The following is a 22,821-nucleotide window of genomic DNA, read 5'->3' as shown; positions in this document are numbered from 1 at the left end:
GCTACCCGCCTTATTTTTCAAAGCAATACTGCTGGTTATTGGACAAAGTTACAACATAATGTCCCCCTTGCCAGACAACCTTTCCTTCCGGATAAGTCCCTGCATGGCGCTGGTCGTAACGCAAGCGGTTCATTACCGTTTGTGCTTGGTTGGTATTGATCATTTCCTGATAACTCATGATTCGGGCGTAATAACACAAACTCTGTCCGACTGCCACCATTCCCAAAATTCCCAACAACAATAAGCATGTAACCATCGTATAAGCCTTAGTCCGCCGGTATCTAACTTTCAGCATATGGAGCCATCACCACCCTTCGTTGGTACTGCCTGCCACTGATGGTGGCTTTTATAGTCAAAATGCCCGCCTGGTATGTATAGTGAATTTGATCGACATGATATAACAACGGAATCCGTCCCTTAAAGTCACTTGGTCGGGCAGGCGTGAGGGCTTTTTTCATAATTAGTTCTTTTTTATCAGGTTTATGAAGTAAACAGTAATATGCTTTTTCTGGCGGCGAATAAAATACCATTAACGAATCTGACTCAGAACAAGGTTGTAGCTGCAGGCGGTCCATTGTCAGAACTGTAATCAGGTGTTCCCACATCACTCTGTCTTGTTGCTGCGTAGTCCGTTGCGGTGAATAGAGTATCTGGGCTAATCCATTAATCAAAAGAATAGTCACAGCTGTAATCCCTAGGGCAATGATCGTTTCAAGTAAAGTGAATGCTTTACTCTTGGGGGACTTTTGGCGGTAGTTCATCTTCTTTCACCTCATACAAGCGCTGACGACTCCAATTGAGCTGCTGGTAAGACTGGTTTAATTGAGCATATACTTGCCGTTCACGGCGGACTAAAACCTGTTGATTGCATGCAACAAGCATGATCCCTAAACTGATGAAAGTTAGGCCTAACAAAGCTTCAGCTAGCACAAAAGCTTTATGTTTAGGTTTGATAAATTGCATAACGTCCTCCTACTCCCAACTGAAAAGCCACACGATAACCGGGTCCTGGTTGCCTAGCGTCCAAGTATACTGACTGAGGCATCACATTGCCGGTCGCGGTCAGCTTGATTTCATAGTAAGTCCGCGGTCGGAGACGGTGGGGGTAGGGCAAATGTCCCCAACTATTACGCTCCCCCCGCATAAAAACAACTTCATCGCGATAAAAACATAAGCGCGCACTTTTATTAGCAGTCATGTATTGGACAGTTCGATCCCACTCCGTATCGAAGCGGTGCCAAAATATTCGTTCCTGCGTACTTTGCCACGTCTGGCGTGCCGGCGGAAACCCCAAAAGTATTAATGCTGCTGTTATCGCCAACACGACGAGCATTTCGACCAAAGAAAAGGCCCTATAGCGTTTATTTTTCATGGCTAATCTCTAAATGTTCCCGCTTGATTGCTTCTACCTGACTAGCAGTAAGATACTTAGCTTGTTCTAAGTCAGCAACCGTCACACTATTCACGTTATGGTCATTCATATACAACTGCGCCTGCGTATTAAGCTCAGTTTGTAATGCATTACGGTTAATTTTACTGGCATTTTTTCGTTGGGCAGCCACATTGGGGAGAATGATCAACACCAGTAGCGAAATAATAAATAACACCACTACCATCTCTAACAAGGTAAAAGCCGGTACCTTTTTAGCCAAATATTTCTTCATTTATATACATATACTCCTTCCAAACTATGATATAGGGGTAATAGAATCGCCAAGTAAGTGCCAATAATCAGGCAAGCAATAATAACAAAGAGGAGAGGTTGAATGTAGTTCATCATCCGTTCACTCTTTTGCAATAACTTCTTGTAGGCTAGCTTGGAATAAACTAAAAGTTCTGTCCCCAGTTGAGACAAAGTCTGCCCCTTACCGATGAAATAAGTCAACTCTGGCGGTAAAAAAGGATAATGCCGAATAAATGTTGATAAGCTCTGACCAGAATTGATATGCCGTTCTAACCGTTCCCCTAACTGATAAAACAATGATGCAGGGTCAAAAACCAAGAGATATTCCCTAATCTGCTTGAGGTCCATCCCACTTTTCAGCAGCATTCCGATATTAAAGGAAAGATAATAGTAACTATATTGTGAATACAGTTTACCGATAATTGGTAAACTCACATACCAGCTGCTCCGTACTACCGCTCCTTGTTTCCGCCACCACCAACCGACCCGCAATAAATACACCACTAAAACGCTTAGTAACACTACTCCTATATACTTGAGTACTAACCACCAACTGATAAAGTTGGTTTGGTCAAAATTGCTAAAATGAGTTAACTGCGGAAATAACCATATTTTGACCGCCACAATAATCCCACCAATCACAACAAACAAAGCCACTGGGTATGCTAATAGTGCTCGCAAACGGGCCTTTTGGCGTGTTCGGGTAGTCAGCAATTGTCCCAGCTGTTGTAAACTCTGGTCCAAAAAGCCATGCTTTTCTGCAATCATGATCTGACTATAAGAATTAGTAGCAATCCTACCTGCCAATGCCTGCCCTAAACTTTGTCCTGCTTGCAATTGTGTATTAATTTGCGTCAAAAATGATTTTAGTTCCGGTGCTAATCTCTGCATCATAGTAAGTGCTGTTTGCAATTGAAAACCTGCCTGTAATAAGTCGGCCAACAATGAGAAAAATAACACTTGCTGGCGCAACGGTAAGCGTGTTTTGGGTGGGCGTAAATACTTAGCAGCCTGGCGGTTAGCCTTAGGATTAGCCTTCTTGGAAAGCGGCCACTGTTTGTGGGGTGATCCACCCCGCTTGTTGACATCGCGCAAGGTTCTCCCTCCATTCCGTCGTCATTCCTGCCTGGGGCCTTCGCAGTGCTTCTTGATCCCAACCAACCACTTGATCGAAAAGGACTCGCTGGTCACCTTGAATAGTTGGCAGTAACCGCTGGTATGAAATTAAATTCAATACCTGGCCTAACTCCTGCTCGTCGACCCCCAAATTTACTAAGCGCTGGTATACCCCATACACGTTACGGGCATGGACCGTGCTCAAGACTAAATGCCCACTCAGAGCTGCCCGGACAGCAATCTGAGCTGTGCCTGTATCCCGAATCTCACCAATTATGAACACATCTGGATGGTGACGTAATGCTACCCGCAATAGCTGTTCATAGGTCATATCCGCCCGGTCATTAACCTGGATTTGGAGAAAACGCTCTTCTTGAATCTCGATCGGGTCCTCAATACACAGCACCATCTTACCCGTCAATTGGCGGGCAAAATGATACATCGCTGTCGTCTTACCACTCCCCATCGGCCCGGCAAATAAAACTAAGCCTCGTTGTTGGCACGCTTGGCTAATCCGCTGCCACTGGTCAGCAAAGAAATACCCCTGCTTGAGCTGGGCATAGGGATACAGCAGGCGGATTACCAGGGACTCCCGGTCACGGTAGTCCCCAACCGCCGACAAACGACAGTGAATAGTCTGGTCCGCATGTTTAAACTGCCACGCTCCCAACTGGGGGCGACGCTTTTCCGTCAAGGACATATCACTATTAAACTTCAGGTAGTTGATCATCTTTTGCCCCTCTGTATGGGGAACACGTCGGTATTCATAGTGTAGCCCCTGACAGTCAAAGCAAATCAAATATTCCCCGTGGCGAGGAAGAAAATAGATATCCCCCGCTACCATCTCCGCAGCTGCTGTGAGTACCTTGTGCGCTGCTCTTTGCATAAAAAATCCCTCCTTTACAATCTAAATACGAAAGGAGGGGGAATTCTAACAAAAAAGACCCGGAAGAAAGTCCGGGTCTAATCTCGATTCTATGTTACTGGGTTGTCCCACTAACTGGTATTGAATTAGTCTTCAGGGTATTCAGCAGAAGTGAACACTTCGGAAACGTCGTCTTCATCTTCAAGCTTTTCAATCAGGCGGTTAAGCTGTTCAACCTTGTCTTCCGGTACAGGAACAGTGGTTGTTGGAATCATTGTTAATTCAGCAGTAGCTAAATCATACTTCTTTTCCAATTCAGCCTTAACATCAGTGAATGCCTTTGGATCAGTATAGATTTCAAAGACTTCATCTGCTGATTGTAAATCTTCTGCCCCAGCTTCGATAACGTCTTCAAACATTTGGTCTTCATCAACGTCCAAACCTTCACGAGCAATTGCAATGTAGCCCTTACGGTTGAACATGAAACTAACGGAACCAGTTTCACCAAGACTACCACCATTACGGTTGAAGTCACCACGCACAGCAGATGCTGTCCGGTTACGGTTGTCAGTCAAAGCGTGAACTAAGATAGCAACACCTGCTGGGCCATAACCTTCGTAAGTGATTTCTTCGTAGTCTTCACCACCAGCACCAGAAGCCTTATCAAGGGCACGCTTGATGTTGTCCTTTGGCATGTTAGCGCTACGAGCTTTGTCGATCATTAACCGTAATTGCGGGTTAGAATCTGGGTCAGGACCGCCACTCTTTGCAGCCACATAGATCTCTCGTGATATTTTTTGGAAAATTTTTCCACGTTTAGCATCTTGAGCAGACTTTCTGCCTTGGATGTTATGCCATTTTGAATGTCCTGACATTTTTACTACCTCTTTCCAATCTTGATAACTGGCAATATATAGCCAAATTAAATATTACCAAAGAAATTTGAATTTTACAATCCTATCCGCCTAATCAATGCGACCGTTTTCTTTGCCGAATGCCAAAGTAAATCACCAAGATCAAAATGGCAGTCAAGGCTCCGGTACCATCTAGCATAACGTCTTGAAAAAGCGGCGTCCGCCCACCCGTCAGCATCTGGTGAAACTCATCGCTGGCAGCATAACCTAGACAGGCCAGGTAGCAAACTACTCCAGTCAACCCGAGATTTCGGAGGCGGTCCTTGAGGCCAAGGACCATAAACCATCCCATTAAAAAATATGTCCCATAGTGGGCACACTTTCGGATGAAAAACTCTACCATTTTAGCGTAGCCTAAAGCAGATAATGATACATGTTCTCCGGCATACGTAAAATCAATTCCTTGGAGGAGCTTCAATCCCGGCCGGCCTGACAAAAAGTGATGGAGCTGGGGCACAATCGTCTGCTGGTGGTAAGTCTGGGCCGAACTATAAAACAGCACTACCATGATTACAACCACGATTCCAAGGTAGATATTAGGATTAAGCTGACGTTTTTTCATTCTTTCCCCTCTTTACTAGTACTATAAGTCGAAGCTAGTTATTGAACTACCCCAACTTATCCTAAAACTCCGTTTCTTAACGATTTGAAGCTGGGGATTCTAGGAACACCCATAACTTGCTATTTAAAACGTATTTTAAACAGTAGAGGTTCAGGCTATTTTACTAAGGTACGTTCCATACCTTTTTTGTTTAAGCTAGAGTTTTTAAACCTCTAGCTAAGATATTTTTAGCGGCATTCACATCACGATCGTGATGTGTTTGACAATTAGGACAACCCCATTCACGAGTATCTAGCCATTCTTGTTGTGTTAACTTATCAAAATTATGATTTTTCTTACCACAATTAGAACAGATACGACTAGTATTTTTAGGGTCAACAATGATTAGTTGTTTTCCATACCAGGTACATTTGTAGTCTAAAAGACTAACCAACTTAGACCAAGCTGCATTGACAATTGATCTGGATAGACGATGGTTTTTTAACATACCGTTGGTATTTAATTTTTCAACTACGATTACATCGTAATCTTTAACTAATTTCGTGGTGATTTTATGTAAGTAATCTAAGCGTTGGTTAGCTACTCTATTTTTTAATTTAGCCACTGTTTTTCTCTCAGCTTGATAGCGTGGAAATTGTGTTAATTTTGTTCTAGGAAAAAGTACTTTTTCGTGTCTATCAAAAGCAATTTCAACTTTAGCCTTGTGTAAACGACGTGCTAATTTACGTTCATGTAATCTTAATTTAGCTTGCATGTCTTTATCAAAACGGATTGTATCATGTTTAATTCCATCAGAAGTAATGATTAAATCAGACAAGCCTAAATCAAGTCCAATTACTTTTCCTGTCTTTTTAAAAGTTTGATTTTCACTTTCAGTTAGAACAGAAATATAATATTGACCTTGACTGTTAATTCTAAGGGTAACAGCTTTGATTTTACCTGTAATTTTCCTACCAGTACGATACTTAACTACTCCTAGTTTAGGTAACTTAATGTGATGATGATCTAAAACTTGGATATTATTTTGAATAGCTTTACTGGTATATGCTTGAGCGTATTTTTTGCGTTTAAATCTTGGAAAACCATTTCTTAGTTTCTTGTTGAAAAAGCGTTTAAATGCGTCATCTAAATTACGGTTAACTACTTGAAGTGAGGTTGATTCTGCTTGTTTTAACCATGGATATTCTAACTTCATGGCTTTTAACATATTATTCATAGCAAAATGATTTTGATACTTTGCGTCTTTATTATTTTTATGACGTTCAATCTGCATATTTAGCATTTGATTCCATACAAAACGAACACAGCCAAAATTAACTAGCAATTGTTCTTTTTGTGTTTGATTAGGATAGATTCTAGCTTTGATTGCCTTAAGTACCATGTTTTTTAACCTCGCTTTCCTTAGAATTATGCCTTTATTTTACCAAAAAAGAAACACGAAGTATTTAAAAAGGCGATTCATCTGCCACTTATAGAAGTGGCAGTATTCTCGCCCTCTTGGGATAAAAAATAAGAAGAGCTGGTTATATGGCTCTCCTTATTCAATAACTTATTTAGTTGATGCACGTTTAACGTACCCGTAAGGTAAGAGAATTGTCTTGTCTTCTTCGACGTTTTCTTCTTTATTCATCATCTTCGTCAAGTACCGCATGGATACTGCCCCAATATCATATAGGGGTTGGGTAATTGAAGATAACTTTGGCCGTACCATCTGGGTAATCTCGGAGTTGTTGCTAGTAACCAATTCAAATTCTTCTGGGACTTTGACCCCAGCATCCAGGGCACTATTCAAAACTCCAGCCGCTAACCGATCATCACCCACATAAGCAGCAGTAACCCCCGCTGCAGCCAATGCTGGCCAGATTGTTTCCCCAGCATGGTAACTGTAATCTGTTTCAAAAATCAAATTCTCGTCAAATTCGATGTTGTTTTCAGCCAGAATTTCTTTATAACCCTTCAACCGGTATTCACCGTTAATTGGGTCAGATAGTGGACCGGAAATGAAAGCAATGCGGTCGTTGCCATGGGAAATCAAATCACGCACAGCTTCCTTAACAGCAGCTACGTAGTCGATGTGGACACTTTCAACTTCGTTTTCAGGATCCACTGACCCCGCCAAAACGATTGGGGTCCGCGTCCGTTTGAATTCTTCCCGCAACTGGTCGTCCATGTGGTTTCCCATGAAAATGATACCATCAACTTGCTTAGCTAATAAGGTGTTTAAAACTTGAATTTCTTTTTCTTTATTATCGTCAGAGTTGGCCAAGATGATGTTGTACTTGTACATCGTTGCCACATCATCAATACCCCGGGCTAATGTTGAAAAGTAAACATTAGTTACGTCAGGAATGATTACCCCAACAGTAGTTGTCTTTTTGCTAGCCAGGCCCCGAGCAACCGCGTTAGGACGGTAGTCTAAGCGGTCAATAACTTCCAGCACTTTTTTCCGGGTTGCTGGTTTAACGTTAGGATTACCATTAACCACCCGTGACACAGTCGCCATCGACACTGCAGCTTCACGCGCAACATCGTAGATTGTTACAGTTTGTTTTTCCATAATGTAGCCTCCCATTGTTTAGTTTTCATAACGATTTTCATCCGTAATGCTTAATCACTCTAGCAGATTTCATCTTTCATTGCAAGCGTTTCAATCTGTTTTTTCATTTGGTTTTCATAAAGGCTTGGAACCGTGTGCTATAATTAATATTAGCTTTAATTTTTATAAAGGAGTACATCATTATGTCACATATCACTACTGTTCAAAATTGGCTAGCAACCAATAATCTTGATATTGCATATGTCAGTGATTGGAAGAATATCGAATACTTCACTGGCTTTAGCAGTGACCCAGTTGAACGGGTCTTAGCCTTGTTTATCTTCCCGGATCAAGATCCATTTATCTTTGCGCCAGCCCTAGAAGTCGGCTCAGTCAAGCAAGCTGGCTGGCAATATCCTGTTTATGGTTATCTTGACCATGAAGATCCTTTTGCATTGATCAAGCAACACATCAATGACCGGAAAAACAACCCCACCCAGTGGGCAATCGAAAAGGGATCATTAACAGTGGAACGCTATGAAGCAGTGCGGCACCAATTCCCACAAGCTGAATTTGCTGGCGACCTGACTCCTGTGATCCAACAAGAAAAGTTACTGAAAACACCAGATGAAATTCAAAAATTAATTGTGGCTGGTCAATACGCAGACAAGGCCTTTACTGTTGGTTTCAATGCACTAGCTCAAAATATGTCCGAACAAGATGTCGCAGCTGAAATTGATTACGCAATGCGGAAGCAAGGCATCATGCACATGAGTTTCGATACTATTGTCCAATCAGGTGCTAACGCTGCTGACCCACATGGCGCACCAAAGACGGACCTAATCCAACCAAACGCCCTTACCCTCTTTGACCTCGGGGTAGTTTACCAAGGTTATATCTCTGATGCTTCACGGACTGTGGCCTTTGGCGAAATCGATGATAAGCAAAAAGATATCTACAATGTTTGCTTGGAAGCCCAACTTACTGCGCAAGCTAAAGCTAAGCCAGGGATGACCGCAGCTGAACTGGACCAAATCGCACGGGATGTGATCTCCAAGGCTGGTTATGGCGAATACTTCATCCACCGCTTGGGTCATGGGATGGGACAAAGTGAACACGAATTTCCATCTATCATGGAAGGAAACAATATGGAACTTCAACCCGGCATGTGCTTCTCCATTGAACCTGGGATCTACATTCCAGGCTTTGCTGGGGTCCGCATCGAAGATTGTGTTCACGTTACTGAAACTGGGGTGGAACCATTTACTCATACTTCCAAGGAATTGCGGGTTATCCCCCTGCGGTAATTAAGCTTACGCATTTAGGTTAGTTGCTAACATTCGAATAAGATACTAAAGAAGAGCTCCACTTAATTGTGGGGCTCTTTTTCATGGCGGTATTTGGCAATAAAAAATACCTATTGCCTGTAAGGAGCACTCGTTCTCCTTAGTAGGTAATAGGCATCAGTCTTGTTTAACCCATCCTAGTCTTCAGTGTGGGGATAGAAGACTTGCACCCGTGGTTCATCTTCTTCGGTAAAGATCCCACTGTCAACAACGATGTCATCTTGGTAAGCTTCTTCTTCAGCAGGAGTTTGCATATCTTCTTTGACCTGGTTTAACCGGTCCTTGAGGTCAGCTGTACTCTGCTTCAGTGAGGCTAAAGTTGCTTGCATGTTGTCTTGTTGGTCTGCAAACTTCCCCTTCACTGTTCCCACTTGGTCCTTCATCCATTCAGAAAAAGTTTGTTCAGTAGTGGTTTCATCCATATATTCTGCAAAATACTTGTAGTATTTGAGCGCTGTTTGTTTGCCCTGGTCAACTGACTCGTCGAGTTGACGCTTGAGTTGCGCCCGTTTTTCAGTGCTCATCTTAGCAACATAAAAAGCTGTCCCAGCAGCTGCTGCACCCAATCCTAGTAACCACTTGTTTTTCATAATCACTACTTCCTTTCTGAATCTGTTGTTTGCTTGCGTGCTTTAAAGGCACGATAAACCTTAAAAGCTTTACGTCCAGTATTGTACGCCAATGACATCTTGGTCGTCTTTTGAACGGAATCTTTGAGATGCCCAGCTAGATCTTGCCCTGCAGTGTTAAGGTCTGAAACGCTCTTGGCCAAATCAGCGGCAGCGTCAAATACTGGGTCAATCTTGGCTGACTTCTGGTTGATGTCAGCCATTAACGTATTAGTCTTTTGTACCAAATCTTCTACTTCGTGGGCGATCCCATCAGCATCATCGGTAAGCGTCTTAATACTTTTATTCATTTCATTAATCGTCTGCGTTAGTTTACTCAAAGAAACACAGATGAAAACAACTAAAAGTAAAAAAGTAAAAGCTGCGATCAGCCCGGCAAGTTGACCAAAAGTTAAGTTCATCCTAGAGACCCTCCTTGTTAATCTAAGAATATCATCAATATTTATAAACTTCAAATGTAAATGGAAACTGTTCCAAGCCTGATTGTTTGGTATCATTGAGATAGTCAATCACTATGTAACGAGGAGTCAATTATGCTTTTAAGTCCAATCATTAACCACCAACTCAACAAAGATTCACACTTTATTACCAAGTACATCACTAATCTCAACTGGGATGAAATCTTTGCTAAGATTGTTAACACAATTATCATTATTCTTGCTTTAAGCTTGCTCTTTTTCATCATCAATTCGGTCGGTAAAAAACTGATTAAAAATGCTTTTCGCCGGGCTCGCAAGGGCAATGACTACACCAAAGGGCGGGCTGGTTCAATCTACACCTTGAGCTTAAACATCTTTCACTATACCGTCTTGTTCTTTTACTTCTATGCCGTCCTCTCGGTGATGGGAATCCCCGTTGGCACCCTGATCGCTGGGGCGGGAATCGTCAGTGTTGCGATCGGCTTGGGGGCCCAAGGTTTTGTTACCGACGTTGTCACCGGCCTTTTCATCCTAATGGAACAACAATTTGCTGTCGGTGATGCAGTCAAAATTGGTACTATCACCGGGACAATCCATGCTGTTGGTCTTCGAACTACCCAGGTCAAAGGTTATGATGGAACACTGACCTATATCCCTAACCGTAGTATTACTATTGTCAGCAACATGTCCCGCAATGATATGCAAGCACTAATCAATATTCCCATCACGCCCAATATGGACATTGAAAAAATGGAAGAGATCATCATGCAGGTTAATAAAGATCTGACGCCGCAGCTTGATGCAGTGACCCAAGCTCCGGCCTTGATCGGGGTTGTTGAACTCCCCAGTGGCCAGTTAGTCCTCCAAACATCGGTCTTTGCCCAAAATGGCCAGCAGGCTAAGGTTAAACAACAGTTTTTAGCAGCCTACTTGGCAGCTTTACAGCAAGCAGGAATCGAATTGCCGGTAACTACCCAGCAAAAATTAAATAGTTAGCAAATGAAGAGAAAAGAACTCTTGTGTCAAGCCGTTCATCTCAAATCAAAGGATGGTTGGCGCAAAGTGCAGCCGTCATCGTTCGCACTTAGGTACTAGACTGACTGTTTTTTCCACAATGCATAAAAAATAGGGGCTAAGAGAAAACAAAATTTTCTCCTAGCCCCTAGTCATATTAATCGTTCAATTATTCATACTGGGCTGTAAAAACTACGTGTTGCCGGTGTTCCAAGAAGCCCACCATTGCAGTAACTCCCTTCATGATAGCTTCTTCCTTAGGTGCTAAGTGTTCAGAATGAAGGGAATATGGACTCTCCACCCCCAACCAGAACATTGTCCCGGGGATTTTGGAGATCAAAAAGCCAAAGTCCTCCCCCGTCATGGCCGGAGCCGTCTCAATAAATTCGACTTCCGGCTTTTGTTGCATATAGGCGATGAAATCTGCCGTGGTTTGGGGATTATTTTCTACCGGCAAATATCCTCCCTGATGCAAATCTAAGTCCAATTCGCAAGCAAAGCTCTGGGCGACTCCTTCCGCAATCGCCCGCACCCGCTTTTGAATCAGCTGGTTATTAACCTGGGTCAAAGCCCGAATTGTCCCGTCAATTTGGCATTCCCCGGCGATAACATTCCCTGTCGTTCCGGCACTAAAATGCCCCAGGGTCACTACCCCTGACTGAATCGGATCAACGTTGCGGCTGACAATGGTCTGAATCTGGTTGACAAACTGTGCACCCGCTACCACCATATCGTTGGCCTGGTGAGGATAAGCAGCATGCCCACTCTTGCCCGTAAAATGAGCGTGAATCTCACAGGTTCCGGCAAACAGCGTCCCCTGTCGACAACCAATTGCTCCTGCTGGTAGTTGGGGATTGTCATGGAAGGCATAGATTTCATCAGGCATCCAAGCATCCAGTGCCCCACTTTCATAGAGTTGCTTGCCCCCACTAGCGTTTTCTTCGGCAGGTTGGAAGATGAAAGTCAAATTGCAAGCCGGCTTAACTTCTGCAAAGTGACTCAAAATCCCCAAAGCTACTGTCATATGAATGTCATGCCCACACGCATGCATCCGCCCTGGGTGCTGGGAAGCATACGGCAGGCCCGTGGCTTCCGTTACTGGCAAACCGTCAATGTCAGTCCGATAACCAATCGTCTTGCTTCCATCTGTCCCTAAAACATGGACCATGATTGCTGTTTTCCAGGTTTTGACCTCGAGGTGGTCCTGAGGCATGGCCTGGATAATCTTTAATAATTCCTTTTGCGTTTCAAATTCTTCCATCCCGATTTCTGGGATCTGGTGTAATTTACGTCTAATCTGAATCAGTTCTGGCTCGCTTAATGCCATTTTATCCCGCTCCTCATCTCAATTTTAATCTCCCCCTTATGATACTCTAGTCACGATAGTTTGGGTACCCGGGGAAAATTTTCTGCAATGATAATGAAAATTCCTTGACATGGTCTTATGGTAATGATAAATTCTAAACTACATTAAAAACGAATTAAAGACAACGACCAGAAGATTAGGTTAGGTAGTTTGGGCAGAGATTTCTCGGCTGGTGGAAAGAGAAAGCAAACTTCCTAGCTGAACCACATCTGCCAGTTGCCCCGTTGAACCCTTAATAGTAGGCGGGGCCGGGTCTGCCCGTTAGCAGGAGAGTTTTTAACTCGCTGAGGTTAACTTTGTGAGAAGTTAACATATTTGAGGTGGGACCGCGTTATCAACGCCCTCTGAGCATAATGCTCGGAGGGCTTTTTGTTTTGGATCAAAAAGGAGGGATTCCATGACTTATATCTTAGAAATACTTCCGTCGCTTTTGGCGGGGGTCAAATTAACTCTAGCTGTTTTTGCTTGGACTCTAGTGGGGGCTTTACCCCTCGGTTTACTCGTCGCTTTAGGCTTGCTTTCCCGCTGGCACCCCTTACGCGCTAGTTTGCATTGTTATGTCTGGCTGATGCGGGGGACCCCTCTTCTCTTACAACTGATCTTTGTTTTTTATGGCCTCCCGATTCTAGCTAGCTGGCTGACCTTACCCCGCTACGAAGCGGCGCTAGTAGCATTTATTCTCAACTATACTGCTTATTTTGCTGAGATCTTCCGAGGTGGACTGCAGGCAATTGACCAGGGCCAATACGAAAGTGCCCGCGTTTTACGCCTTACTTACTGGCAAACAATTAGTCGGATCGTTGCACCTCAGGTCATTAAAATTGTCCTTCCCGCCGTGGGAAACGAAGTCATCAACCTCGTCAAAGATTCCAGCCTGGTCTACGTGATCGGGTTAGGTGACCTCCTGCGGGCAGGAAACATCGCAACAGCACGGGACGTGACGCTAGTTCCCTTGCTTTTAGTAGGGTTGATTTATCTGGTATTGACCGCCCTTTTAACTTTGATCTTGAACAAGGTTGAACAGCGGTTTAGCTACTGGCGTTAAGGAGGGGTTACCATGTTAGAATTACGCAATATCAACAAGAGCTTTGGCAGTCGCCAAATCATCACCGACCTCAACCTTCAGGTGGAAGATGGCAGTATCCTATGTATTGTCGGTGAATCCGGGGGTGGGAAAACCACCCTCCTCCGCTGTATCAGTGGTCTGGAAACCATTGATAGTGGTCAACTTTTGGTTGATGGCCACCCCTTTGATCCCCAAGCAACGACTAGTGAAGCCGTCATCGGGGTCGTCTTTCAAGACTACAATTTGTTTCCTCACCTAACAGTTTTAGAAAATATTACCTTAGCCCCACACTTGGTACTCAAGCAGGATATGCCGACTGCCCAAAAAGCAGCCCGAACTCTCTTAACTCAGCTTTCCCTAGCAGATAAGGCTGACCTTTACCCTTACCAGCTATCCGGGGGACAAAAGCAACGCGTCGCTATCGCGCGGGCTTTGGCGATGAAACCACAATTTTTGTGCTACGACGAACCAACCTCAGCCCTTGATCCCACCCTATCCCAGGCAGTTAAAGAGATCATTCTGTCCTTAAAAGCTCAGGGAATGACTCAAATTGTTGTCACCCACGATTGGGACTTTGCAGCTGCAATTGCTGATCAGACTCTGACTGTTACTCCGGTCCAAGCGTAAGGGGGTCTGGTTATGAAAAAGATCAAACTATGGGCTTGGGGCATGGTACTCATTGGGCTATTGGTAGCGCCACTAGCTGGCTGCCAGCACCAAAGTGTAACTAGTCGGGCCAACCAAACCGATACTTGGAACAAAATTAGCCAACGAAAGACACTCGTCGTTGGTCTAGATGATAGCTTCGTCCCGATGGGCTTCCGCCAAAAAGACGGAACACTTGCTGGGTATGACATCGACTTAGCAAGGGCGGTGGGAAAACGCCTCGGTTTGCGGATTAGTTTCCAAACAATCGACTGGTCTATGAAAGAAACCGAACTGCGTAACGGGACAATCGACCTTATTTGGAATGGTTACACCAAGACCCCAGCCCGGGCTAAAACCGTTGCTTTCAGCCACACTTATCTCAAAAATAAGCAAATTCTTGTTAGTAAAAAAACTACTGGCATTACCAGTCCCATCCAAATGCAAGGTAAAGTCGTTGGCTTGCAAAGCGGCTCATCTGGCTATACAGCCTACAACGACTACCCGCAGTATTTAAAGCGTTATCCCCGGCAAGCCATTCAGTATGACACCTTTACCAACGCTTTTTTGGATTTGAACGCTAACCGGATCCAGGGAATGGTAATTGATAGTGTTTATGCCAATTATTATATTGCCCACCAAAAAGATCCCCAAAGTTACCGCACTTTAACCGTTGGCTTTCCCAGTGAGGACTTTGTCGTTGGTATGCGCAAGGGGGACCGAACCTTACGGCGTAAAATCAATCAAGTGTTCACTCAGATGGCCCACGACGGAAGTCTAGACCGGATCAATCAAAAATGGTTTGGTAAACCAAACCAAATTTCCTTTGCGGCTAAAAAATAGGGAGGCAACTCATTTGGTCGTTAAGCCAAGAAAATTTTTTAGGCTGCTGGTGTTTTTAATAAGTACACCCGACCTATAAAAAAATATGTGCAGCATTGAAACCGCGTGACCACGCGGTTTTTTCTAATGTAAGCAGCGCATATTGTTCAATATGTCCTGTATCAGTTGTTCCAGGTGTGTTTTCTTGTAACCTAGCGTTTAAAATAAGCTATGCTTTCGTTTTAAAATGAACTTAAACAAATGATTAAAAAGACTGCAAACTAAAAATCTAGTTTGCAGTCTTGCTGTACTTAAATAATTATTTGCTTGTTGTTAGTCGTTATTGACGTTCCGCAAGTCTTCGACAATTTCCTTCTTGCCATCAGCTACTTGAGCCACGTCCTTGATCTTCTTGGCCGGCATCCCAACTACTACCGTATATGGGGCAACATCCTTGGTTACCACGGCACCAGCACCAACAATCGCACCTTTACCAACGCGAACACCCTCTAAGACAACGGCATTAGCGCCAATGATAACATCATCTTCGATCACAACTGGAGTTGCAGAAGGTGGTTCTACCACTCCGGCTAAGACTGAACCAGCCCCGATGTGGCAGTTCTTACCCACGATCGCACGGCCGCCAAGTACAGCCCCCATGTCGATCATTGTCTTGTCACCAATTTCAGCTCCGATATTGATCACAGCACCCATCATGATTACAGCATTATCCCCAATTTCAACTTGATCACGGATAATAGCACCTGGTTCGATCCGGGCGTTGAACTTCTTTTTGTCAACCATTGGTACACCAGTGTTGCGACCATCATTTTCAACGTGGTAGCCAGTCACATGCGCATCAGCCAAGACTGGTTCCACGTCTTTCCAATCACCAAATAATACTCCAAACTTATCGTTGATATATGCATCAACTGTGGCTGGAATCTCTAATCCAGCCAGGTCCCCCTTAACGTGAACCTTAACTGGGGTTTTCCCCTTTGACTCAGCAATTGTTCTGATAATATCGTTTGCATCTAATTTAGCCATTTAATATGACCTCCTATTTTTTATCATCTTGTTGTGCAGGGAGTGGCGTTACCATATACTGGCGCTCGAGATCATGCGCAATGTAGTTAACACATTTCATCACTTCCCGTCGCGTCACAATCCCCGTGAAGGTTTGGTGCTGGTCAACTACCACCAAAAATGGTTGGTCAACCAACAAGTGCAGGATCTTCTCCATATCGTATGGGAGGGTAATCGTTGGTACATCCTTTTCCATCACGTCTTTGACCACCATACTCCCCAAATGACCTGGGTCAATCCCGTTCAATCCCATCATCTTGTCCGTAATCATCGCCAATGATATTAGTCCTTTGAAGCGCTGCTCATTGTCCAAAACTGGGATCTTCGCATAGCGAACCTTGGTGAGCACCATAAAGGCATGGTCGAGATGATTATCTTCTTGCACATTAGCAACAATCGAAGCTGGAATCAAGAAGTGTGCTTGTCTTTCTTCCAACATAGCTGCCACTGCTTTTGCTAGCATTATTAGTCCCCCTCTAGTTCACTACTTCTATTTTAGGGTATTTATATAGAAATGCCAATACTTCCCCCAAAGCAAAAATAACGGACCAAACCACCCTGGTGGTCCGATCCGTTATTGGTACTATGCTTATTTGTTCAAGCGTTCGTTTAATTCCTTAGTTAATTCTTCAAAACCAGGCCGACCCAAGAGGGCAAACATATTCTTCTTGTATGCTTCTACCCCTGGTTGGTTGAATGGATTGATCCCGTTCAGGTAACCGGAGATTGCCACAGCAATTTCGAAGAAGTAAATTGTGTAGCCTAATGTGTAAGCTGTTTGGTCAGGAATGTTCACAATCATGTTTGGTACATTACCATCTGTGTGGGCCAAAACAACCCCTTGGAAGGCTTTAGTATTTACGAAGTCCATTTCCTTGTTGCCAACGTAGTTAAAGCCATCCAAGTTCTTTTCGTCCATTGGGATCACTACATCGTTAGTTGGCTTGCCAACCTTGATAACAGTTTCCATCAAGTTCCGGCGCCCTTCTTGGATGTATTGCCCTAATGAGTGCAAATCAGTGGAGAAGTTAGCAGATGAAGGATAAATTCCCTTTTGATCCTTACCTTCTGATTCACCCATTAATTGCTTCCACCATTCAGAGAAGTAAGTCAATGTTGGTTCGTAGTTTTCTAAGATTTCAGTAGTGTAACCCTTGCGGTACAAGATGTTCCGCAAAGCAGCATATTGGTATGCTTCGTTGACCTTCAAGTCAGGGTTGGAGTATGCAGTCCGTGCATCTGCAGCCCCTTGCATCAGGTCATCGATATTTGCGCCAGAAACGGCGATTGGTAACAAACCAACTGGTGTTAAAACAGAGAAACGACCACCGACATCATCAGGAATAACAAATGTTTCATAACCTTCTGCATCTGCTTCTGTCTTGAGGGCACCACGTGCACGGTCAGTAGTAGCATAGATCCGTTCCTTAGCAGCTTCTTCACCATACTTCTTGATCAAGACTTCCTTTAATACCCGGAAGGCGATTGAAGGTTCAGTAGTTGTCCCTGACTTAGAAATCACGTTGATCGAGAAGTCCTTGTCCCCGATCAAGTCGATCAAGTCGTGGAGGTAGTTCCCAGAGATTGAGTTCCCCGCAAAGAAAATTTGTGGTGCGTTGCGCTTTTCAGCTGGTAAGTAATTGTAGAAAGTGTGGTTCAAAAAGTCGATTGCGGCCCGTGCTCCTAAATAAGAACCCCCGATCCCAATCACAACTAAGATGTCAGAATCAGATTGGATCTTTTTAGCAGCTGCTTTAATGCGGGCGAATTCTTCCTTATCATAATCAACTGGCAGGTTCAAAAAGCCCCGGAAATCGTTACCAGCACCAGTACCTTCGCGTAATTCGCTATCTACGGCGTTAACGAGTGCTTGCATTTCGTTAAGTTCGTTATCGTTAACAAACTTAGTTAAGTTTGAGCTATCAAATGAAATATGAGCCATCGCTTGTATCTCTCCTTTAAAAACTTGAATTGTTATTATTGTAATCCTCTTCATTATACAATATTCCAGCCTAAAATGGGAAAATTTAACGACAAATTATTATGTTTGCTGAAAAATACTTACAAAAGTTGATTGTCTTCCCATTTCTCCAATAAATTATTTCTAAGTCTTTCCTAAAATTGTGATAATCACATAGCCTTTTACCGCCATTCGGTTTATCATAAATTAGATAATTCATACTTGTACGAAAGGACGACTATGATCGTGGCTTGGCAAAAATTTAGAAACTTCATTAATACTAGGTGGGGGTTTTTCACTCTCATCTGTACATTATTTTGGATTAAGACTATTCTGGTATATCTGATCGACTTCAATCTGGGAGTGTCGTCGGCCTACCAGTTGCTTATTCTCTTGATCAATCCGATCGCCACCACTCTCCTGCTTAGCGGGATAAGTCTTTACACCAAACGGACACTTCCGTTTTATATCACGGCGGTTCTCATCTATATTGCCAATACCGCCCTTTTATTGTTCAACGTCATTTATTATCGGGAATTTACCGACTTTATGACAATGAATGTTATCTTTGGCTATTCAGCAGTTTCTCAAGGGCTCAGCACTAGTTCCCTTTCCCTGTTAAAGCCGGCCGATATCATTATTGTAATTGATGTTATTTTGGTTTTACTCGGCTTAGTAACTCGGTTCATCAAACTTGATCCCCGGCCGTTGCGGACTAGGGAAGCCGCTGCTGTTTCTTCATTAGCAATTATGCTCTTCTTTTTTAACTTAACCTTAGGCGAAATCGACCGGCCCCAGCTTTTAGTTCGGACCTTTGACCGCAATTACCTGGTTAAGTATTTAGGGATCGATGCTTTTACGGTTTATGATGGTCTCAAAACTGCCCGAACTAACCAAGCTCGGAGTAAGGCCAGCAGCGCTAACCTCAATCAGGTCATTGATTTTACCCAGCAAAACTATGCCCAACCTGACGCCAAGAAGTTTGGGATTGCCAAGGGAAAAAATGTGATCATCATCCACCTAGAGAGCTTCCAGCAGTTCTTGATTAACTACAAGCTCAATGATAAGGAAGTAACGCCTTTCCTCAATAGTCTATACAACGACAAGTCAACGTATAGCTTTGCCAACTTCTTCAACCAAGTAGGTCAAGGAAAGACCTCTGACGCAGAAAATATGCTGGAAACCAGCACCTATGGGCTTCCCCAGGGGTCACTTTTCTCAGCTTTAGGGACAGACAATACGTTCGAAGGCGCCCCTGCCATCCTCAACCAAACCCAGGGGTATTCGACGGCTGTCTTCCATGGTAACAAGGGATCATTTTGGAACCGGGACAATGTTTATAAAAATCTTGGTTACCAATACTTCTTCGATGCGAGTTACTACAATACAGACGCCAATAACCTCACTGAATATGGGCTCAAAGATAAACTACTGTTCCATGATTCTGTCAAGTACCTGGAACGACTCCAACAGCCGTTCTACGCCAAGTTTATTACCGTCAGCAACCACTTCCCGTTCGAGCTGGATGAACAAAATACCAGCTTCGACAAGGCGGATACCAGTGATAACTCAGTCAATAATTACTTTGTCACCGCGCACTATCTTGACCAGGCAGTCGAAGAGTTTTTCAACTACCTCAAGAAGTCCGGACTCTATGATAACTCTGTGATTGTGCTCTATGGTGACCACTACGGGATCTCCGACTCACGTAATCTCAAGCTTGCTCCCCTCCTGAACAAGTCCGCGGATACTTGGAATAGCTTTGATGATATGCAAATGCAACGGGTTCCGTTCATGATCCATATTCCAGGTGTTACTGATGGTGGGGTGCAAACCCAATACGGGGGTGAAATCGACGTCTTGCCAACCTTGCTCCACCTGCTGGGAATTAATAGTCAGTCCTACCTGCAGTTTGGAACCGACCTGTTTTCACCACAGCACAAACAAGTCGTCGCCTTCCGCAATGGTGACTATACTTCACCGGATGTATCAGTTATTAGCAATAAGATTTATGATAACGGCTCTGGCCAAGAGATTACCCACCCTAGTGCCAAACTCCAAAAAGAAGTCAAAGCCAACCAGGAATATACCGACCATGCCTTGTCCTTGTCAGATTCATTAAATGACAAGAACCTCTTGCGCTTCTACGTTCCTAACGGCTTTACGCCGGTTGATCCGAAGAATTACGACTACAAGAATGATTTTGCAGCCATTACCCAGATCCAAAGTATCTTGCAACGCAAGTCAACTAGCTTGTGGTCCAAAAATGATAACCATACAACGATCGACGATTACAAGTCGGATGCCCCTGAGCTCAAGACTACCGATAAGAATGACAAGAGCGTTGCCCAGGCTGAAAGCAAAGCTAGCAGCACCCCGACTTCTACCGGTAACAAGACCCAACAATAGCTACTAAAAACCTGATGGCGAAATTGCCACCAGGTTTTTTCTTATTGCTCTACTGGTTTTTCATCCGGGAAGATGATCGTAAAAGTTGAGCCTTTACCAGGCTTGCTGGTTACTTCGACTTTACCGCCATGGAGCTGCATGAGCTCTTGAACGATAGCCAGGCCCAAGCCGGATTCCCCATACTTTGTGTTGGTTCGCGACAAGTCCGCTTTATAGTAACGCTCCCAAATATTTTTAACTTGATCTGGCGTCATCCCGATCCCTTCATCTGTAATCCTAAAAATTGATTGCTGGTAACCGCGTTCTGCCGAAACATAGATCTTACCGTTACTAGTAAACTGAACTGCATTTTGCATGATATTAAACATGACCTGGATGAAGCGGTCATAATCGGCATATACTGGCAATTCACTAGGTAAGTTCAACTCAAAGTGATCCCCTGCTTCCTGGGCTTTCTGGTCCAATTGTTCGACAATATTTTTGAGGACTGCCACACTGTCGAAGGTTTTCTTGAACATAATGATCTGGCCAGCCCGAATTTTTTCATAGTCCAGGTTTTCATTGACCAATCTGATCAAGCGCTTAGTTTCATTGCGCATCAGCTCTACACTTTGCCCCTTACTTTCCTCTGGGATCGCATCATAGGCCAAACCTTCTAACAAACCGTTGATCGTTGTCAGGGGTGTCCGCATTTCATGGGCGACATCCGCCATAAAGCGTTTGCGCCGTTCTTCTTGGCGCGTAATCTCTTCTTGGGATGATTTAAGGGACTGGACCATCTTGTTAAAATCCTGGGTAAGATTATCCAATTCTGAGCCCCCAGTGGCATTTTTTACTGGGAGACGTACACTGAAGTCACCATTAGCCACCTTGCGGGCAGCAATTCGCATCTGGTCCAACCTTTTAGTCGTGAGGTAGGCCAGTACATACGAAACCGTCACGCTCAAGATCCCCATTACCAAGAGGATAAAGATCAGGTTTTGCTGGACCTGTTGAAAGTTGGCTTCCACATTGGAAACCATTGTCCCTACCCCGATCACAGCCAGCAAGCGACCATTGCGATCACGGTAAGGATAGAAAACATCTGTCATCTCGCCAGAAACATTTTGGGTCACTTTGTTAACCAAGTTATCCTCCAAGGCTGGCTTCTTAACCACCCGCGTATTAAGCTTAACCCGCTGACCGTTGTCCCGTTTCCGGCGGATTATTTCTCCTTTTTTCAACCGTTGCCAGTCTGCTTGACCGATCGGAAAGCGGTAACTCCGCACAGGAAAGATCACTGTCTTAGGACTCTGGTAGATCGTAATGTTGGTGTGCTGGTCGCGCAAAAAACGGTCTGTAGTCACCAAACTGGTGGGATCAATTTCCAAGTCACCATCAGGATCAACCCGTAATGACTGGGTAGCAATGCTTTTAGCGTAGTTTTCGAGTCGGTTCCAGGCTTCCTGATAAACTACTTGCCGCGAAACATGGAAAAAGGCGAAGAGCACTATTGACAGAATCGCAAAGATTACCGCAAAAAAGATTAGCATGTTTCGATAAAGGATTTTCATAGTTTATTCCTCAGTATCATCAAACTTGTACCCCACGCCCCAGACGGTCTTGATAACTTGGGGGCCAACGTTTTCAATCTTCCGTCGCAACTTCTTGATATGGGCATCTACCGTCCGCTCATCTCCATAATATTCATAGCCCCAGACCAGTTGCAGGAGTTGTTCCCGTGAAAAAACCTGTTTAGGTTTTTGGGCCATCGCCTTGAGTAAGTCAAACTCTTTGGGAGTTAGGTCGGGGATTTCACGCCCGCCCAAGTAGGCTTCCCGCGTTTTGCTGTTGAGCTGGAAGTTGGCGGTAGTAACATCAAAGGCAACACTTGCCTCCGCACTGCTGCCTCCTCCCTCGCTAGTTCGCGGTAATTCAGCCCGACGGTGGAGCGCCTTAATTCGGGCAATTAAAGTAATTGGCGAAAATGGCTTGACCACATAGTCATCTGCCCCCATCTCCAAGCCCAGCACCTGATCACTATCAGTATCGCGGGCTGTGATGATAATCAAAGGAACTGTCTGCGACACCTTGCGGATCTCGGCTGCAACTTCCATCCCATCTTTGCCCGGTAAGTTAAGGTCCAGGGTAATAATATCCCATCCCTGCGGATCTTTATTGAATTCTTCAACAGCAGTGATCCCATCATAAACATAGGTTACTTCCCACTGTTCTTTCTTGAAGAAGATTGCCATCATCTCAACAACGGACTTATTGTCTTCAATCATTAATAATTTCATAGCCAGCCTCCATTGTTCCGCTATTTTCCTAGTTCGATTATAGCAGAGATCTCCCAGATTTTTAGGGGAAGTCTGCCCCAAACAATATAAATTACCGAGACAA

Annotated in this window: 25 protein-coding genes and 1 other annotated feature; of the genes, 6 read left to right on the top strand and 19 right to left on the bottom strand. The window is 44.1% G+C overall.

The window, feature by feature from the left end:
• Positions 1-10: 10 nt before the first annotated feature.
• The 11 genes from V3C97_RS02145 to ccpA all read right to left on the bottom strand — a co-directional run bounded on the left by V3C97_RS02145 (position 11) and on the right by ccpA (position 7,698).
• Positions 11-295, bottom strand: a complete 285-nt coding sequence (locus V3C97_RS02145) for a hypothetical protein (RefSeq protein ID WP_216543568.1) — start codon at positions 293-295, stop codon at positions 11-13.
• Positions 282-761 (bottom strand): prepilin-type N-terminal cleavage/methylation domain-containing protein, encoded by a 480-nt coding sequence (locus V3C97_RS02140; protein ID WP_268889048.1) that lies wholly within the window; start codon positions 759-761, stop codon positions 282-284. Before V3C97_RS02140 ends, V3C97_RS02145 begins: the two co-directional genes overlap by 14 nt.
• The gene (locus V3C97_RS02135) at positions 730-963 is read right to left on the bottom strand and encodes a hypothetical protein (protein WP_180849393.1); all 234 of its coding nucleotides are present in this window, start codon (positions 961-963) and stop codon (positions 730-732) included. Before V3C97_RS02135 ends, V3C97_RS02140 begins: the two co-directional genes overlap by 32 nt.
• Entirely contained in the window at positions 944-1,372 is a 429-nt protein-coding gene (locus V3C97_RS02130) for a prepilin-type N-terminal cleavage/methylation domain-containing protein (RefSeq protein ID WP_027826677.1), read from the bottom strand. The genes V3C97_RS02135 and V3C97_RS02130 overlap by 20 nt, the downstream gene beginning before the upstream one ends.
• Entirely contained in the window at positions 1,362-1,664 is a 303-nt protein-coding gene (locus tag V3C97_RS02125) for a prepilin-type N-terminal cleavage/methylation domain-containing protein (RefSeq protein WP_338434363.1), read from the bottom strand. The genes V3C97_RS02130 and V3C97_RS02125 overlap by 11 nt, the downstream gene beginning before the upstream one ends.
• Positions 1,661-2,779, bottom strand: a complete 1,119-nt coding sequence (gene comGB, locus V3C97_RS02120) for a competence type IV pilus assembly protein ComGB (RefSeq protein WP_338434362.1) — start codon at positions 2,777-2,779, stop codon at positions 1,661-1,663. Before comGB ends, V3C97_RS02125 begins: the two co-directional genes overlap by 4 nt.
• The gene (gene comGA, locus V3C97_RS02115; protein WP_338434361.1) at positions 2,715-3,686 is read right to left on the bottom strand and encodes a competence type IV pilus ATPase ComGA; all 972 of its coding nucleotides are present in this window, start codon (positions 3,684-3,686) and stop codon (positions 2,715-2,717) included. Before comGA ends, comGB begins: the two co-directional genes overlap by 65 nt.
• A 125-nt stretch (positions 3,687-3,811) precedes the next feature.
• Complete coding sequence (locus V3C97_RS02110) at positions 3,812-4,540, bottom strand: YebC/PmpR family DNA-binding transcriptional regulator (protein ID WP_009553016.1); 729 nt, start codon at positions 4,538-4,540, stop codon at positions 3,812-3,814.
• A gap of 94 nt (positions 4,541-4,634) precedes the next feature.
• Positions 4,635-5,141 carry a VanZ family protein gene (locus tag V3C97_RS02105; RefSeq protein ID WP_338434360.1) on the bottom strand — a complete coding sequence of 169 codons (507 nt, stop codon included), beginning with the start codon at positions 5,139-5,141 and terminating at the stop codon, positions 4,635-4,637.
• A 190-nt stretch (positions 5,142-5,331) separates the two neighbouring features.
• Complete coding sequence (locus tag V3C97_RS02100; protein ID WP_338434359.1) at positions 5,332-6,522, bottom strand: RNA-guided endonuclease TnpB family protein; 1,191 nt, start codon at positions 6,520-6,522, stop codon at positions 5,332-5,334.
• Between the two features lie 168 nt (positions 6,523-6,690).
• The gene (ccpA, locus tag V3C97_RS02095; protein WP_338434358.1) at positions 6,691-7,698 is read right to left on the bottom strand and encodes a catabolite control protein A; all 1,008 of its coding nucleotides are present in this window, start codon (positions 7,696-7,698) and stop codon (positions 6,691-6,693) included.
• Positions 7,699-7,880: 182 nt separating this feature from the next.
• Here ccpA and V3C97_RS02090 point away from each other — a divergent pair, with 182 nt between their 5' ends.
• Positions 7,881-8,984 carry a M24 family metallopeptidase gene (locus V3C97_RS02090; protein ID WP_009553022.1) on the top strand — a complete coding sequence of 368 codons (1,104 nt, stop codon included), beginning with the start codon at positions 7,881-7,883 and terminating at the stop codon, positions 8,982-8,984.
• A gap of 176 nt (positions 8,985-9,160) precedes the next feature.
• On the opposite strand, the gene V3C97_RS02085 is transcribed toward V3C97_RS02090, so the two are convergent.
• The gene (locus tag V3C97_RS02085) at positions 9,161-9,613 is read right to left on the bottom strand and encodes a hypothetical protein (protein ID WP_027826683.1); all 453 of its coding nucleotides are present in this window, start codon (positions 9,611-9,613) and stop codon (positions 9,161-9,163) included.
• Between the two features lie 5 nt (positions 9,614-9,618).
• Positions 9,619-10,053, bottom strand: coding sequence for a DUF948 domain-containing protein (locus tag V3C97_RS02080; protein WP_338434357.1), 435 nt, complete (start codon positions 10,051-10,053; stop codon positions 9,619-9,621).
• Positions 10,054-10,185: 132 nt separating this feature from the next.
• Here V3C97_RS02080 and V3C97_RS02075 point away from each other — a divergent pair, with 132 nt between their 5' ends.
• Positions 10,186-11,067: a mechanosensitive ion channel family protein gene (locus V3C97_RS02075; protein WP_338434356.1), complete on the top strand. Its 882-nt coding sequence runs from the start codon at positions 10,186-10,188 to the stop codon at positions 11,065-11,067.
• A gap of 187 nt (positions 11,068-11,254) precedes the next feature.
• Here the strand turns inward: V3C97_RS02075 and V3C97_RS02070 are convergent, their stop codons facing one another.
• The gene (locus tag V3C97_RS02070) at positions 11,255-12,412 is read right to left on the bottom strand and encodes an N-acetyldiaminopimelate deacetylase (protein WP_216543581.1); all 1,158 of its coding nucleotides are present in this window, start codon (positions 12,410-12,412) and stop codon (positions 11,255-11,257) included.
• 154 nt (positions 12,413-12,566) lie between these two features.
• Positions 12,567-12,799: a binding site (T-box leader), on the top strand.
• Between the two features lie 49 nt (positions 12,800-12,848).
• Here V3C97_RS02070 and V3C97_RS02065 point away from each other — a divergent pair.
• Genes V3C97_RS02065 through V3C97_RS02055 form a run of 3 tightly spaced genes read left to right on the top strand, consistent with a single transcriptional unit; the run spans position 12,849 to position 15,005 of the window.
• A complete protein-coding gene (locus V3C97_RS02065; protein ID WP_009553033.1) occupies positions 12,849-13,496 on the top strand; it encodes an amino acid ABC transporter permease in 648 nt (215 codons plus the stop codon).
• Between the two features lie 12 nt (positions 13,497-13,508).
• Positions 13,509-14,144: an amino acid ABC transporter ATP-binding protein gene (locus V3C97_RS02060; protein WP_338434355.1), complete on the top strand. Its 636-nt coding sequence runs from the start codon at positions 13,509-13,511 to the stop codon at positions 14,142-14,144.
• Positions 14,145-14,156: 12 nt separating this feature from the next.
• Positions 14,157-15,005, top strand: coding sequence for an amino acid ABC transporter substrate-binding protein (locus tag V3C97_RS02055; protein ID WP_338434354.1), 849 nt, complete (start codon positions 14,157-14,159; stop codon positions 15,003-15,005).
• A gap of 312 nt (positions 15,006-15,317) precedes the next feature.
• Here V3C97_RS02055 and dapD read toward each other — a convergent pair whose 3' ends face one another.
• The 3 genes from dapD to V3C97_RS02040 form a co-directional block, all read right to left on the bottom strand.
• A complete protein-coding gene (dapD, locus tag V3C97_RS02050; RefSeq protein WP_009553038.1) occupies positions 15,318-16,031 on the bottom strand; it encodes a 2,3,4,5-tetrahydropyridine-2,6-dicarboxylate N-acetyltransferase in 714 nt (237 codons plus the stop codon).
• A gap of 13 nt (positions 16,032-16,044) precedes the next feature.
• Positions 16,045-16,533, bottom strand: coding sequence for a cyclic-di-AMP-binding protein CbpB (gene cbpB, locus V3C97_RS02045; protein ID WP_278838434.1), 489 nt, complete (start codon positions 16,531-16,533; stop codon positions 16,045-16,047).
• Between the two features lie 126 nt (positions 16,534-16,659).
• The gene (locus V3C97_RS02040; protein ID WP_009553045.1) at positions 16,660-18,012 is read right to left on the bottom strand and encodes a glucose-6-phosphate isomerase; all 1,353 of its coding nucleotides are present in this window, start codon (positions 18,010-18,012) and stop codon (positions 16,660-16,662) included.
• A gap of 264 nt (positions 18,013-18,276) precedes the next feature.
• Here V3C97_RS02040 and V3C97_RS02035 point away from each other — a divergent pair, with 264 nt between their 5' ends.
• Positions 18,277-20,439 (top strand): LTA synthase family protein, encoded by a 2,163-nt coding sequence (locus tag V3C97_RS02035; RefSeq protein ID WP_338434353.1) that lies wholly within the window; start codon positions 18,277-18,279, stop codon positions 20,437-20,439.
• Between the two features lie 41 nt (positions 20,440-20,480).
• Here the strand turns inward: V3C97_RS02035 and V3C97_RS02030 are convergent, their stop codons facing one another.
• Together V3C97_RS02030 and V3C97_RS02025 are read right to left on the bottom strand one after the other, a co-directional pair.
• Entirely contained in the window at positions 20,481-21,992 is a 1,512-nt protein-coding gene (locus V3C97_RS02030) for a sensor histidine kinase (protein ID WP_180849379.1), read from the bottom strand.
• Positions 21,993-21,995: 3 nt separating this feature from the next.
• Positions 21,996-22,718 (bottom strand): response regulator transcription factor, encoded by a 723-nt coding sequence (locus tag V3C97_RS02025; protein ID WP_009553052.1) that lies wholly within the window; start codon positions 22,716-22,718, stop codon positions 21,996-21,998.
• Positions 22,719-22,821: the final 103 nt, after the last annotated feature.

The sequence above is a fragment of the Ligilactobacillus saerimneri genome, assembly GCF_036689625.1.
Lineage (GTDB): Bacteria > Bacillota > Bacilli > Lactobacillales > Lactobacillaceae > Ligilactobacillus > Ligilactobacillus saerimneri.
Note: the sequence above shows the minus strand (reverse complement) of the source record. Positions and strands in the feature narration are given on the sequence as shown.